Source organism: Pseudomonas massiliensis (genome assembly GCF_000826105.1).
Taxonomy (GTDB): Bacteria; Pseudomonadota; Gammaproteobacteria; order Pseudomonadales; family Pseudomonadaceae; genus Aquipseudomonas; species Aquipseudomonas massiliensis.
The window spans coordinates 1,642,260-1,655,225 of the sequence record NZ_CCYK01000007.1 but is presented as its reverse complement, the minus strand read 5'-3'; the positions used below and the strand labels follow the sequence as shown (position 1 = coordinate 1,655,225).

Annotated in this window: 12 protein-coding genes; 9 read left to right on the top strand and 3 right to left on the bottom strand. The window is 62.4% G+C overall.

The window, feature by feature from the left end:
• Positions 1-24: 24 nt before the first annotated feature.
• Entirely contained in the window at positions 25-528 is a 504-nt protein-coding gene (locus tag BN1188_RS18350) for an MgtC/SapB family protein (RefSeq protein ID WP_040262927.1), read from the bottom strand.
• Between the two features lie 93 nt (positions 529-621).
• Between BN1188_RS18350 and BN1188_RS18345 the strand changes: the two genes are divergently transcribed.
• Together BN1188_RS18345 and BN1188_RS18340 are read left to right on the top strand one after the other, a co-directional pair.
• Positions 622-798 (top strand): DUF3203 family protein, encoded by a 177-nt coding sequence (locus tag BN1188_RS18345; RefSeq protein ID WP_148485269.1) that lies wholly within the window; start codon positions 622-624, stop codon positions 796-798.
• Positions 799-1,020: 222 nt separating this feature from the next.
• On the top strand, positions 1,021-2,412 hold the full coding sequence (locus BN1188_RS18340; RefSeq protein ID WP_040262923.1) for an MFS transporter: 1,392 nt from the start codon (positions 1,021-1,023) through the stop codon (positions 2,410-2,412).
• Positions 2,413-2,502: 90 nt separating this feature from the next.
• Here the strand turns inward: BN1188_RS18340 and BN1188_RS18335 are convergent, their stop codons facing one another.
• Together BN1188_RS18335 and BN1188_RS18330 are read right to left on the bottom strand one after the other, a co-directional pair.
• Entirely contained in the window at positions 2,503-4,596 is a 2,094-nt protein-coding gene (locus BN1188_RS18335; protein WP_040264229.1) for a putative bifunctional diguanylate cyclase/phosphodiesterase, read from the bottom strand.
• Between the two features lie 272 nt (positions 4,597-4,868).
• Positions 4,869-5,330, bottom strand: coding sequence for a GNAT family N-acetyltransferase (locus BN1188_RS18330; RefSeq protein ID WP_040262921.1), 462 nt, complete (start codon positions 5,328-5,330; stop codon positions 4,869-4,871).
• A gap of 346 nt (positions 5,331-5,676) precedes the next feature.
• Here BN1188_RS18330 and BN1188_RS21645 point away from each other — a divergent pair, with 346 nt between their 5' ends.
• The 7 genes from BN1188_RS21645 to BN1188_RS18300 all read left to right on the top strand — a co-directional run bounded on the left by BN1188_RS21645 (position 5,677) and on the right by BN1188_RS18300 (position 12,923).
• Positions 5,677-5,841 (top strand): hypothetical protein, encoded by a 165-nt coding sequence (locus BN1188_RS21645; protein ID WP_157395822.1) that lies wholly within the window; start codon positions 5,677-5,679, stop codon positions 5,839-5,841.
• A gap of 25 nt (positions 5,842-5,866) precedes the next feature.
• Positions 5,867-6,946, top strand: a complete 1,080-nt coding sequence (locus BN1188_RS18325) for a 3-deoxy-7-phosphoheptulonate synthase (RefSeq protein WP_040262919.1) — start codon at positions 5,867-5,869, stop codon at positions 6,944-6,946.
• Positions 6,947-7,033: 87 nt separating this feature from the next.
• Positions 7,034-7,315 carry a peptidylprolyl isomerase gene (locus tag BN1188_RS18320; RefSeq protein ID WP_040262918.1) on the top strand — a complete coding sequence of 94 codons (282 nt, stop codon included), beginning with the start codon at positions 7,034-7,036 and terminating at the stop codon, positions 7,313-7,315.
• A 102-nt stretch (positions 7,316-7,417) separates the two neighbouring features.
• The gene (locus BN1188_RS18315; protein WP_040262917.1) at positions 7,418-9,262 is read left to right on the top strand and encodes an extracellular solute-binding protein; all 1,845 of its coding nucleotides are present in this window, start codon (positions 7,418-7,420) and stop codon (positions 9,260-9,262) included.
• Positions 9,259-10,305: a microcin C ABC transporter permease YejB gene (locus BN1188_RS18310; RefSeq protein WP_040262916.1), complete on the top strand. Its 1,047-nt coding sequence runs from the start codon at positions 9,259-9,261 to the stop codon at positions 10,303-10,305. The genes BN1188_RS18315 and BN1188_RS18310 overlap by 4 nt, the downstream gene beginning before the upstream one ends.
• Positions 10,302-11,324 (top strand): ABC transporter permease, encoded by a 1,023-nt coding sequence (locus tag BN1188_RS18305; RefSeq protein ID WP_040264227.1) that lies wholly within the window; start codon positions 10,302-10,304, stop codon positions 11,322-11,324. Before BN1188_RS18310 ends, BN1188_RS18305 begins: the two co-directional genes overlap by 4 nt.
• A gap of 12 nt (positions 11,325-11,336) precedes the next feature.
• Positions 11,337-12,923, top strand: a complete 1,587-nt coding sequence (locus tag BN1188_RS18300; RefSeq protein WP_040262915.1) for an ABC transporter ATP-binding protein — start codon at positions 11,337-11,339, stop codon at positions 12,921-12,923.
• Positions 12,924-12,966 lie beyond the last annotated feature (43 nt).

Sequence of the window (12,966 nt, the reverse complement as noted above, 5' to 3'; positions counted from 1 at the left end):
CCATGGCTTGACGCAGGGCTCGGTTTACGGCTCCGCCGATTTGCGCTCGGCCCGCTCCACTAGCCGAGGCCCAAGGGCCAACACCGCCCAGGCCAGCAGCGTGCTCAGCACAGCCGTGGCCTCGCGGCCCATGCCCGCGGCGATACCGATGGCCGCGGTCATCCAGAGGCCGGCAGCCGTGGTCAAGCCCTTGACGTGGTGGGCATCCATCATGTTGCCCTTGAGGATGGTACCGGCACCCAGAAAACCGATACCGGCCACTATGCCCTGCACTACCCGGCTCATGGCATCGGCCTGGGATCCGGCCATGTGGGGAACCAGCACGAAAAGCGCGGCGCCAATGGACACCAGCATGTGGGTCCGCACACCGGCGGCCTTGCCGTTCTGCTCCCGTTCGAAACCCAGGATACCACCGAGCAAGGCAGCGATCAGCAGGCGCACCGTGACTCGAGTCAACTGCTCGACATCCGTGATGTCCGCGAACTCATTTCGCAGGGCTTCCCATACGTCCCCCCAACCGCCGTCCATAGGTACTCCCATGACCTTTACCAGGGTTCGACTCAAGCGCAACCGCAAAGTGCCGAGGTGCCAGTGGCTATTGTAATGTTCGAGGAGCAAGGGGTGGTTCGTCTGCAAATGCCAGAGCTGTTAGGCCCGGACGAGGCCAAGGAAGTCTCGGTAAGGGAAGACAGCGCTGGCATTTATGCTGAACTGGCAGGGCTTAGGGCGAGGGTCAGCCTGGAACAGGCGGAGCGCCTTATCGCCGCTGGTGCCAGGGATCACCGCACGCGTCCTTGAGGCTTCCTCCCAGAATTTCTTCCTGAGATTGATTCTCACTCTAGGCTTATGCTCAAGGCTTAGGCAGAATACCCCGTTCGTTAATCGAACGCATTTCAGGCGCCTCCCCCGGGCGTGGTTGACGCCCCTCCAAGCGGCTGATATTCATGTACCACCCGGTTAGTTTTGCCTCCAGGCATGACAACGGCCACGCGCTTGATAATAAAAACAACGGAGACAAACATGGCTAGCCATGACATCCATGCCAAAGGCTCGAACCAGACGAAGAAGGCCACCGCGAGCGGTTGGGTCGGCTCCGCGCTGGAATACTACGATTTCTTCATCTACGCCCAAGCTGCTGCGCTGATTTTCCCTCAACTGTTTTTCCCTTCCACGGATCCCAAGATCGCGATAGTGGCGTCATTGGCCACCTATGGCGTCGGCTATGTGGCCAGGCCGATCGGCGCCTTCGTACTGGGTCACCTTGGCGATACCCGCGGGCGCAAGAACGTACTGCTGATGTGCATGTTCCTTATGGGGTTCGCTACCATGGCGGTAGGCTTGCTGCCTACGTACCATCAAGTGGGCATGCTCGCCCCCGCGCTGCTGGTGGTCTTGCGGCTGATCCAGGGCTTTGCCGTCGCCGGCGAGATCTCCGGCGCCAGCTCGATGATCATGGAACACGCACCCTTCGGGCGCCGCGGCTATTACGCGAGCTATACGCTGCAGGGGGTACAGGCCGGGCAGATCTTCGCCGCCGCGATCTTCCTGCCGTTGTCCTACTTCATGCCCGAAGAAGCGTTCAATACCTGGGGCTGGCGTATTCCCTTCCTGCTCAGCGCGGTGGTGCTGATCGCCGGAGTCATCATTCGCCGCGAAGTGCACGAAACGCCTGCCTTCTCTCAGGCTGAGGCCAAGGGCGCGGTCACCCGCGCGCCGGTCAAGGAAGCCTTCCAGAAGAACTGGCAGAACATGGGGCTGGTGACCTGCATGGCCCTGATGAACGTGATCCCGGTGGTTGCCACCGTGTTCGGCGCAGCCTATGCGGTGCAACCGGCATATGGAATCGGCTTCGAGAAAAGCGTCTACCTCTGGATTCCAGTGGTGGGTAACCTGGTTGCGGTAATGGTGATCCCCTTCGTGGGCAACTGGTCCGACAAAGTCGGCCGTCGGCCCATGATCATTGGTGGTGCCCTGGGCTCAGGCCTGCTGTCCTTCGCTTATCTCTATGCCATCAGCGCTCACAACGTCCCCTTGGCTTTCGTGATGTCGCTGCTGATGTGGGGTGTGGTGTATCAGGGGTACAACGCGGTATTCCCAAGCTTCTATCCGGAGCTGTTCCAGACCCGCTACCGGGTATCGGCCATGGCCATTTCCCAGAACATCGGTACCATGATCACCGCCCTGTTACCCGCGTTGTTCGCCGCCGTCGCCCCGCCGGGCTCCGAGAACGTGCCCCTGACCGTCGGCAGCATTGCCTTGGCAGTGACCGCGATCGCCGCGCTGGCCGCGTTCAGCGCGAAGGAAACCTACCGCATTCCCATGGAGGACCTGGGCAAGCGCGACGCTACTCCGGTAGAAAAGCGTGACTATGACGCCATGCGCTCGGAGGCGGCGCCGCAAGCGCGGATATGAGCGCCTGAACCAGGAAGCCCGGGCTTGATGCCCGGGCTTTTTTTCATCCATGCGAAACTGCCCCGGATAGCCATAGGGTGCGATAGGTTTTCAATGTTCCGGCACTGAAGCCACTGCCTGCTTGCCCACGATTTCCGCCATGAAGCGCTCCGCCGGTTGCGGGCGCCCGAGCAGGTAGCCCTGCAATGAGTCACAGCCCAGCCGGGTAAGAAAGGCTTGCTGGTTATCGGTTTCCACGCCCTCGGCCACGATGCGCAGGCCCAACGCCTGTCCAAGGGCTACGATGGCCGACACGATGGCTGCATCGTCGCTATCCTGCTCCAGGTCACGAACGAAGCCACGATCGATCTTCAGCTCGTTGGCCGGCAGGCGCTTGAGGTACATGAGACTGGAATAGCCGGTGCCGAAATCATCGATGGAGATATCCACCTGCATGTCGGCCAGCCGTTGAAGCACGCTCATGCTGGCGTCGGCGTCATTCATGGCGGTACTTTCAGTGATCTCGAGCGTCAGGTTGTCTGCGCGCAGGTGATTGCGGGCCAGTGCGTCGGCCACGCTCTGCACCAGACCGCCGTGGCAGAATTGCAGGGCGGACAGGTTGACCGCGACTCGCCAATGGCCGTAGCCGGCCGCGACCCACTGGGCCATCTGCCGGCAGGCTTCGTTCAGTACCCAATCGCCGATGACGATGATCAAGCCCGTTTTTTCCGCCAGCTCTATGAATTTATCCGGCCCCAGGAGGCCCATCTGCGGGTGCTGCCAGCGCAGCAATGCTTCCGCACCGATAGGCTGGCCGGTCAATGCATCGAACTTGGGCTGATAGAAGAGGCGGAATTCTCCTCGCTGCTCAGCCAGGCGCAGGTCCTGGATCAACTGCAGTTGCTTGCGGGCATTGCTGTTCATGGACGCGTCGAAGAAGCTGTAGCCGTTCTTGCCACTGCTCTTGGCATGGTACATGGCTGCGTCGGCATTGATCAGCAGCTGGTGCTGGTCGCTGCCACAGCCTGGATAGAGGACTACGCCGACACTGGCCGAGACTTGCAACTCCTGCTCGGCGACCGAGAAAGGCCTGGCCAACAGGGCCACCTGGTGCGCTGCCACCGACACGGCATCATCGGGCCGGCGCAGGGGCACCAGCAGGACGAATTCATCCCCCCCAATGCGCGCCAGGGTGTGCTCGGCGCCCAACCCTTCGCTCAAGCGCTGGGCGACCGCCAGCAGCAACTGGTCCCCAACATGATGACCAAAAGCGTCATTGATGGGCTTGAAGCCGTCCAGGTCAATGAACATCAAGGCGAAGCAGCTTTCACTCTCCGTTGCCCGCTGCATGGCTTGAGTGATTCGGTCACCCAGGAGCATGCGATTGGGCAAGCCGGTCAGGGAGTCATGCAGGGCCAGCCGGGTAAGTTTCTTGTTGGCCGCGGTCAGGGAGCTGGCCAGGTCGGCGGTGCGCTCCTCCAGGCGAGCGTCCAGAACTGAAGTCAGCAAGGCGATGGCAAGCACGCTCAGGGTAGTCACTATGACCAGGTAGACCAGGCCGTCGCCGGTAAGGCCGGCACCGTCGAGGGCGCCACAGTAGCTTCCATCGGGAAAGCGCGCGGCCGCCATGCCGGTATAGTGCATTCCGACGATGGCAAGCCCCATGATCACGGCCGCCCCGGCACGCGCCACGCGTACGTATGGGGTATGCCTGCGCAGGCGGTACGCAATGATGAGCGCGGCCGCGGAAGCCCCTATCGCGATCAGCAGAGAAAGGATGAACAAGGCAGGGTCGTAGTCGATGCCTGGCATCATGCGCATGGCGGCCATGCCGGTGTAATGCATGGCCGCTACACCGGCCCCCAGGATGAGCGCGCCACAGGCCAGGCGCGGCCACGGCAGGCTCGGCTGGCCGACCAGCCAGAGTGCGAAACCTGAACTGCCTACGGCGATGAGCAACGAAAGCACGGTAATGCCCAGGTCATAGCCGAGCTCGATGGGCAGGCTGAACGCAAGCATGCCGATGAAATGCATGGACCAGATACCAACGCCCATCGCCAACGAGCCGCCCAGCATCCACAGGTAGGCCGAGCGCCCTGTGGCACTGGCGATCCGGCCAGCCAGGTCGAGCGCGGTATAGGAGGCCAGCATGGCAACCAGGAAGGAGGCCAGCACCAGCGCCGGTGAATAGGTACCTGTCAACATAAGCTTACCAACGAATCTGATAGGGAAGGCAGAGCTGAACTCGGAGCCAGCACCGCCGGGCATCGTGTCGATACCTGGACAATACAAGGATGGACGTCCTGAATTACGAACCCGAGCCAGTACGAACCTCATGCAAGGCTATCGGCCAGAGAGGACCGGACTGAACGCATCCCCTTGGCCACCGGTCAGTACAAGCCTAGACCATGCTCCCGGCGCTGGAGCGAGATTGTACAGGCCGCAAAAACTTGTACATGAAAAGTTTTGTATGCCCGTTATAGTAATTCGCCGCCCTGGCGTTTCAGCCCCGGCACGGCGCGCTCCATTCGCCAAAAGCACAGATCCTCTCCAACCACTGCCAGGCCCTTGCGCTTATACAAGCGCTGTGCAGGGTTATCCTTGAAGACCATCAATCGCAACCTCGGCAGGCGTCGTTGCGCCGCAATGGCTAGGGCATGGTCCAGTACCGTGGCCCCTATGCCCTGTCCGCGGGCCTGTTCCACCAGATGCAGCTCGCGGATATACAGCGCGCGGGCATCTGCGCTCAGGCTCACAAAGCCTACCGCCTCGTCCAGGACCTGCAGCAAATGGTTCTCCCGCCAGCTCCAGCCGGCATCGAAATCCGCGTCTTGCCAGAGCAGGCCATGACGCGTGTAGTAAGGCACCATGGTCTTTCGGGCCAGGTTCCTCGCAAACGGCAAGTCGGCATCGCTGGCCGACGTGAAGATGACGTCCACTGCATTCCTCGTCGTACGGACCTCAATTACGCGCGCAAAGCGGGGATTGCGACCCGCCAATGCCTCACGTAAGCTCTAGCGCTCATTGGGAGACACTAGCATGGCCCTGGCTCTTCGCACCTTTACCACACCCGCTGCCGTCGCATCGCTGTCGGCCGGCTCGGTAGCGGGCGTGATTCCGGCTTATGCACGCGCTTATTTTGGCTATTGGTTTAGCCACTGGCGCGTCTGAGTTTCCCATTCAGGCGCCCATCCACCGGGTCGCCTGCCACCGTTTTTCGAAACCCCCGGTCGGCCACCCGACCGGGGGTTTTGTTTTTTCGCACCTACGACTGGAGCTTCTGCCATGACCTACACCACCTACCGCACCTTTTATACCTATGCCTGGCGATTTAGCGCGTCCCGCTCGGTGCAACACGCCACCTCCGAACGGCCTGTCCTAGGTGGCGAAGCCCCTGTGCGCGGCTCATCGCGCTCACGAACACCATTACTCTCCCGCTTGCGTGCCTGAACGAAGCGGGCGATAAGGATCGCCCATGAATACCCTGGTTACTCCGCTCCACCCAACCTCCGTCGCTGCCCGCCACGCTTCCGCCGCCGTGTCCCAGGAAGGCGTCGGCCAGCGTCTGCCTACTGCCTACGAGCTTCGCCAGGCCCTTCCCTGCTCCGCCGGGCTGGCCGCCCAGGTCGCCTCACATCGCCAGCAGGTCGAGGCTATCCTTAGCGGCCGCGACGACCGTCTGCTCGTCATTGCCGGGCCTTGTTCTTTGCATGACCCTAAGGCCACGCTGGAATACGGCGCGCGCCTGGCCTGCCTCGCCGAGGTTTGCAAGGATCGATTGCTGCTGGTGATGCGCGCCTATGTGGAAAAGCCCCGTACCACGATCGGCTGGAAGGGTCTGCTCTACGATCCCCACCTTGATGGCAGTGACGATCTGTTGCTCGGCCTGGCCTTATCCCGGGAATTGATGCTGGGGCTACTGTCTCTAGGCCTGCCCCTGGCGGGCGAACTGCTCCAGCCGATGGCGACCGCCTATTTCGATGACCTCCTGGCATGGGGCGCCGTGGGTGCGCGCACCACCGAGTCCCAGATACACCGGGAGATGGTCAGCGGTCTGGCCCTCCCGGTAGGGTTCAAGAACGGTACGGACGGCTCCCTGGGCGTGGCTTGCGATGCCATTCGCAGCGCGGCCCATCCGCACCGCTACCTTGGCCTGGATACCCATGGCCACCCGGCCTTGCTGCGCAGTGAAGGTAACCCCCACTGCCACCTGGTGCTACGGGGAGGCCACGGTGGCCCCAACTACAGCGAAGCGCACCTCTCCAGTGCCCGGGCCCAACTGAGCAAGGCCGGGCTCAATACCCGCTTGATCGTTGACTGCAGCCATGCCAACAGTGGCAAGGATCCGTTGCGCCAGCCCCAGGTGATGAACGAGGTGCTTCGCCAGCGCGCCGAGGGAAACCGAGACCTGGTAGGGGTCATGCTCGAAAGCCATTTATTCGAAGGGGCCCAGCCCACCGGGCCGCGGCTGCGCTACGGCGTTTCCATTACCGATGCCTGCCTGGGTTGGGAATCGACCGAGGCCCTGCTGCGCTCGAGCCTGGCATCGCTCTGAGCTCTGATGGAAAGCCAGCGCGAGGCGCTGGCCTGTTCGCCCGTCGCGCGTTAGGCTGTTCCATTCAATCAATGAGGAGACACCCCCATGGCCAAAGCCACCGCACGCCACATCCTGGTATCCAGCGAGGAGAAATGTAACGAACTCAAGGCCCAGATCGAGGGCGGCGCCGACTTCGCCGAGATTGCCAAAGCCAACTCAAGCTGCCCTTCCAGTCGTCAGGGCGGCGACCTGGGCTCCTTCGGTCCGGGCCAGATGGTCAAGGAATTCGACCAGGTGGTGTTCAGCGCCCCGGTGAATACCGTACAAGGCCCGGTCAAGACGCAATTCGGCTATCACCTGCTGGAAGTCACCAGTCGCCAGGACTGATGCTCGCCCCGATTCGGCCCGTTCACGCGGGCCGTTTCGTTTCTGCGCACGGACGTGCATGATAGCGTCTAGACATCTTCCCGGGTGCGCTCAAGGCCTTCCATGCGATCGGTTTTCCTGCTTATCAGTTGCGCCCTCGCGCTGGCCGCCGCGCCGGTAGTCGCCGCGTCCCTGCATGCCCTGACGGTGTACGGCGAGGCGCCGAAATATTCCGCGCAATTTCGGCATTTCGACTACGTCAACCCGGACGCCCCCAAGGGCGGCAGCTTGCGGCGAGCGGCCATGGACATCGGCCAGTTCGACCATCTGATGCCCTATATCGACAAGGGAATCGGCGTTTCCCAGGTCGACGGCCTGGTGTATGCCCCCTTGGCGGTGCGCTCCCTGGACGAACCCTACACCGTCTATGGCCTGGTCGCCGCGGGAATGGAACTGAGCGACGACCGACTGAGCCTGCGGTTCTTCCTGAACCCCAGGGCGCGTTTCGCGGATGGCTCGCCCATCACTGGCGAAGATGTGCGCTATACCTTTGACCTGTTGATGACCCAGGGCAGCCTCCGTTACCGCGCTCAGTTCGCCGATGTGTCCCAGGTCGTGGTGGAAGACGATCGCCGGGTGCGCTTCGACTTCAAGAACCGGGACAGCCGCACCCTGCCACTGGACCTGGCGGCCCTTCCGGTATTCCCCAAACACTGGTGGCAAAGCCGGGACTTTGCCAACGGTGGCGGCTTCGAGCCGCCGCTGGGAAGCGGGCCCTACCGGGTCGGCAAGGTCGATAACGGCCGCAGCCTCACCTTCGAACGCAACCCCGACTGGTGGGGCAAGGATTTGCCAGTAGCCAAGGGCATGTTCAACTTCGATCACTTCAGCGTGGAATATTTCGCCGATATCGATGTGGCCCGGCAGGTGCTGCGCGGGGGCGGCTTCGACTACAACCGCGAGTTCTCCGCCACCGGCTATACCATCGGTTATGCCGGCCCGGCGCTGGAGGACGGCCGTTTGCAAAGGGCACAGTTGGCGCCCAAGGGATTGCAGCCAGCGCAAGGGTACGTCTTCAATCTGTCCCGCCCGGTTTTCCAGGACAGGCGGGTGCGCCAGGCGCTGGCGATGCTCTGGGATTTCGAGTGGAGCAATCGCCAGCTGATGCGCAACCTGTACATCCGCCAGCAAAGCTACTTCTCCAATAGCCCGCTGGCGGCCACCGCGCGGCCTACCCCGGCGGAACTGGCCATCCTCGAACCTTTGCGTGGCCAGGTACCGACGGAGGTTTTCGACCAGCCGTTCCAGGCGCCCAGAACCGATGGCAGCGGCTTCATCCGGGACAAGCAGCTTCAAGCGCTGCAACTACTGGCCGAGGCCGGCTGGCACCCTGTGGGTGACCACCTCGTCAATGCCAATGGCCAGGCGCTGAGCTTTTCGTTCCTTGAAGCTCAGGCTAGCCTCGAGCGCCTCCTCCTGCCTTACAAGCGGACCCTGGCGCAAATCGGCATCGACATGCAGATCCGCCGCATCGACCCTTCGCAATACCTCAACCGGCTGATGGCTCGGGACTACGACATGATCGTCACCGGTTATCCGGTGTCCGCGTCGCCGGGCCTGGAACTGTACAACTACTTCGGCTCCGCAGCGGCCACGGACACGGGGTCCGGCAACTACATGGTGCTACGCGACCCGGCGGTGGACCGCCTGATCGACGGCGTGGTCAAGGCCGACAGTTTCCAGGCCATGATGAACCATGCTCATGCGCTGGACCGTGTACTGCAGTGGAACCACTACTGGATCCCCAACTATTACCCGCCTGGCACATCCACAGTCTGGTGGAACCGCTTCGGCATCCCCAAGGTGCAGGCAGCCTATGACGAGGCCCCTGAAACCTGGTGGGAGATCAGCCCTACCCCGCTGACCACCGCGCAGATGGCCGAACGCAACGCAGGAGCGGCCCGATGACGCTCTACATTCTGCGCCGGTTATTGCTTATCCTGCCAACCTTGCTGGTGATCCTGCTGGTGAACTTCGTCATCGTTCAGGCCGCCCCCGGCGGGCCGGTGGAACAGGCCATCGCCCGTCTGCAAGGCGTTGGCAACGGCGGCAATGCTGACGTCGCCCAAGGCAGCTCCCGGGCCAGCCGCGGCCTGGACTCACAACTGATCAAGGAAATCGAGCGCCAGTACGGTTTCGACAAGCCAGCCCATGAACGGCTGTGGTTGATGCTGACGCACTACGCCCGATTCGACTTTGGGACCAGTTTCTTCCGCGGCGCTCGCGTCACCGATCTGATCCTGGACAAGATGCCGGTCACTTTATCCCTAGGGTTCTGGGCCACGCTCATCACTTACCTGGTATCCATTCCGCTGGGCATCCGCAAGGCCGTGCGCCATGGCAGCGCCTTCGATATCTGGAGCAGCAGCGCGGTGATCGTCGGCTATGCCATGCCTTCCTTCCTCTTCGCCATGCTGCTGATCGTAGTGTTCTGCGGGGGTACCGGATTGAACTGGTTCCCGGTGCGCGGGCTGGTGTCCGAAGATTTCGAGCAGCTATCCACCCTGGGCAAGCTGGCCGATTACTTCTGGCACCTGGTGCTCCCTGTGCTTTCCCTGGTCATCGGCGGGTTCGCCAGCCTGACCATCCTCACCAAGAACGCGTTCCTCAATGAGATCACTCGCCAATACGTGGTCACGGCTCGGGCCAAGGGCGTGAGCGAGCGCCGGGTGCTTTACGGACACATGTGGCGCAATGCGATGCTGGTAGTGGTGGCTGGATTGCCCCAAGCGTTCGTCAGCGTGTTCTTCGCCGGCTCGCTGCTGACGGAAGTGATCTTCTCCCTCGACGGGCTAGGCCGCATGAGCTATGAAGCGGCCGTATCCAGGGATTACCCGGTGGTGTTCGGTTCGTTGTTCATCTTTACCCTGTTCGGCCTGCTCATCAAACTGGTGGGCGACCTTTGCTACCGGCTGGTCGACCCGCGCATCGATTTTTCGAGGAATGCCTGATGCGCCTGTCTCCCCTGGCCCGCCGGCGCCTGGAGCGCTTTCGCAAGAACCGTCGTGGCTGGTGGTCCCTCTGGTTGTTCACCGGGCTGTTCGCGCTGTGCCTGTGCGCCGAACTGGTAGCCAACGACAAGCCTTTGTTGGTCAAGGTGGACGGCCATTATCATTTTCCGGTGGTGGTGCGCTACACCGAACAGGAACTGGGCGGAATGTTGCCGTTCCAGCCTGACTACCGTAGTGATTACGTGCGCAAACTGATCGCCGACCGCGATGGCTGGATGCTTTTTCCTCCCGTCCCCTTCGGCCCGGATACGCCTAACTACGAGCTGTCCCGGCCGGCCCCCAGCCCACCGAGCCCGAGTAACTGGCTGGGCACTGACGACCAGGCCCGGGATGTACTGTCGCGGGTGCTCTATGGCGCTCGTGTGTCGATCCTGTTCGCTCTGGTGTTGACCGTGCTGAGCTCGCTGATCGGCGTTGTCGCGGGCGCGCTGCAGGGATACTACGGCGGCTGGATCGATCTGCTGGGACAGCGCTTGCAAGAGGTGTGGTCCGGCCTGCCGGTGCTGTACCTGCTGATCATACTTTCCGGCTTCGTCGAGCCGGGTTTCTGGTGGTTGCTCGGGATCATGACGTTGTTCTCCTGGCTTGCCCTGGTGGACGTCGTCAGGGCCGAGTTCCTCCGTGGGCGCAGCCTGGAATACGTCAAGGCGGCGCGAGCCCTGGGGCTGCCGACCCGTACCGTGATCTGGCGGCACATCCTGCCCAACGCCATGAACGCGACCCTGAGCTACCTGCCCTTCATTCTCACGGGCGCCATCACTACCCTGAGCGCGCTGGACTTCCTCGGTTTCGGCATGCCCGCCGGCAGCGCCTCCCTGGGCGAGCTGATCAGCCAGGGCAAGCAGAACCTGCAGGCGCCCTGGCTTGGCCTGACCGCCTTCTTTTCGCTGGGCATCATCCTGTGCCTGCTGGTGTTCATCGGCGAGGCGTTGCGCGATGCCTTCGACCCCCGCGCCTGACCGGAGCCTGCCATGAGCGAGCCGTTGATCGAAATCCGTGACCTGTGGGTGGCCTTCAATGGCGAGCCGGCGGTACGCAATCTAAGCCTGGACATAGGCCCCGGTGAATGCCTGGCCCTCGTCGGGGAGTCCGGATCGGGAAAATCCGTCACCGCCAACTCGATTCTGGGTCTGTTGCCAGCCCACGCCTGCCATGTGCAGGGCAGCATCCGCTACCACGGGCAGGAACTGATCGGCGCCAGCGATCAATGCCTGCGCGAGCTGCGCGGCAACCGCATCGCCATGATCTTTCAGGAACCGATGACCTCCCTGAACCCGCTGCATACCGTTGAGCGACAGATCGGCGAAACCCTGCTGGTGCATCGTGGCCTTGCGGGCAAGGCCGCCAGGGCGCGCATCCTCGAATTGCTGGAGCTGGTCGGCATCAGTGACCCCAGGTCACGTTTGCACGCCTATCCCCATCAGTTGTCGGGCGGCCAGCGCCAGCGGGTGATGATCGCCATGGCCCTGGCGTGCGAGCCTGAACTGCTGATCGCTGACGAGCCTACCACCGCTCTGGACGTAACCGTGCAGCGCAAGATTCTGACCTTGTTGAAATCGCTGCAGCAGCGGCTCGGCATGTCTCTTCTGTTGATCAGTCATGACTTGAACCTGGTGCGCAGCATTGCCCAGCGGGTCTGTGTCATGCGGGCCGGGGAATCAGTTGAACAGGCGGACTGCGCCACGCTGTTCAGCGCCCCCCGGCATCCCTACAGCCGGCTGCTGCTGGATGCGGAGCCGGCCGGCGAGCCGTTGGATCTGCAACCTAGGGAGCCTGTATTGGCAGTGGATAGGCTCAAGGTCTGGTATGCCCTGGGTGGGGGCCTGTTCCGCCGCCCCTGGAGCCATGTCAGGGCGGTGGACGGCGTAAGCCTGTCGGTGCAGCATGGCAAAACCTTGGGCATTGTCGGCGAATCCGGCTCCGGCAAGTCCACCCTCGGTCAGGCCATCCTGCGGCTCATAGAGTCCGAGGGCGTCATCGCCTTCCAGGGCCAGCAGTTGCAACGGCTGACCCAGAAGCAGCTGCGCCCGTGGCGCAGGAAAATGCAGGTCGTTTTCCAGGACCCGTACGGCAGCCTGAGCCCGCGCATGTCGGTGGCACAGATCATTGCCGAGGGTCTTGAAATGCATCAGCAGGCCAGTGCCCGCCAATGTGAGGATGCGGTCGTTCAGGCCTTGCAGGAAGTGGGCATAGACCCCGCTACGCGGCATCGCTACCCGCACGAATTTTCCGGCGGGCAGCGGCAACGCATTGCGATCGCGCGCGCTCTGGTGCTCAAGCCCGATCTCATCCTGCTGGACGAGCCCACCTCCGCGCTGGACCGTACTGTGCAGAAGCAAGTGCTCAACCTGTTGCGCCAGTTGCAGAAACGTCATGGCCTCACCTATCTGTTCATCAGCCATGACCTGGCCGTTATCCGCGCCCTGGCCCATGACGTGATCGTGCTCAAGGACGGCCAGGTGGTGGAGCGCGGCGCCACCGAAGAACTGTTCAGTTCTCCAAGACACCCTTATACCCAGGAGCTGCTGGCAGCCTCGACAGTGATAGCGTCGACCTAGCAGGTAACCTCCCAAAAGCCGACAGCGCCCTGCGCCAATGCTA

Bases quoted from the DNA above. Each gene is read 5' to 3' on its own strand.
- BN1188_RS18350 (WP_040262927.1), bottom strand. From the start codon at position 528: ATGGACGGCGGTTGGGGGGACGTATGGGAAGCCCTGCGAAATGAGTTC.
- BN1188_RS18340 (WP_040262923.1), top strand. From the start codon at position 1,021: ATGGCTAGCCATGACATCCATGCCAAAGGCTCGAACCAGACGAAGAAG.
- BN1188_RS18335 (WP_040264229.1), bottom strand. From the start codon at position 4,596: ATGTTGACAGGTACCTATTCACCGGCGCTGGTGCTGGCCTCCTTCCTG.
- BN1188_RS21645 (WP_157395822.1), top strand. From the start codon at position 5,677: ATGACCTACACCACCTACCGCACCTTTTATACCTATGCCTGGCGATTT.
- BN1188_RS18325 (WP_040262919.1), top strand. From the start codon at position 5,867: ATGAATACCCTGGTTACTCCGCTCCACCCAACCTCCGTCGCTGCCCGC.
- BN1188_RS18320 (WP_040262918.1), top strand. From the start codon at position 7,034: ATGGCCAAAGCCACCGCACGCCACATCCTGGTATCCAGCGAGGAGAAA.
- BN1188_RS18315 (WP_040262917.1), top strand. From the start codon at position 7,418: ATGCGATCGGTTTTCCTGCTTATCAGTTGCGCCCTCGCGCTGGCCGCC.
- BN1188_RS18310 (WP_040262916.1), top strand. From the start codon at position 9,259: ATGACGCTCTACATTCTGCGCCGGTTATTGCTTATCCTGCCAACCTTG.
- BN1188_RS18300 (WP_040262915.1), top strand. From the start codon at position 11,337: ATGAGCGAGCCGTTGATCGAAATCCGTGACCTGTGGGTGGCCTTCAAT.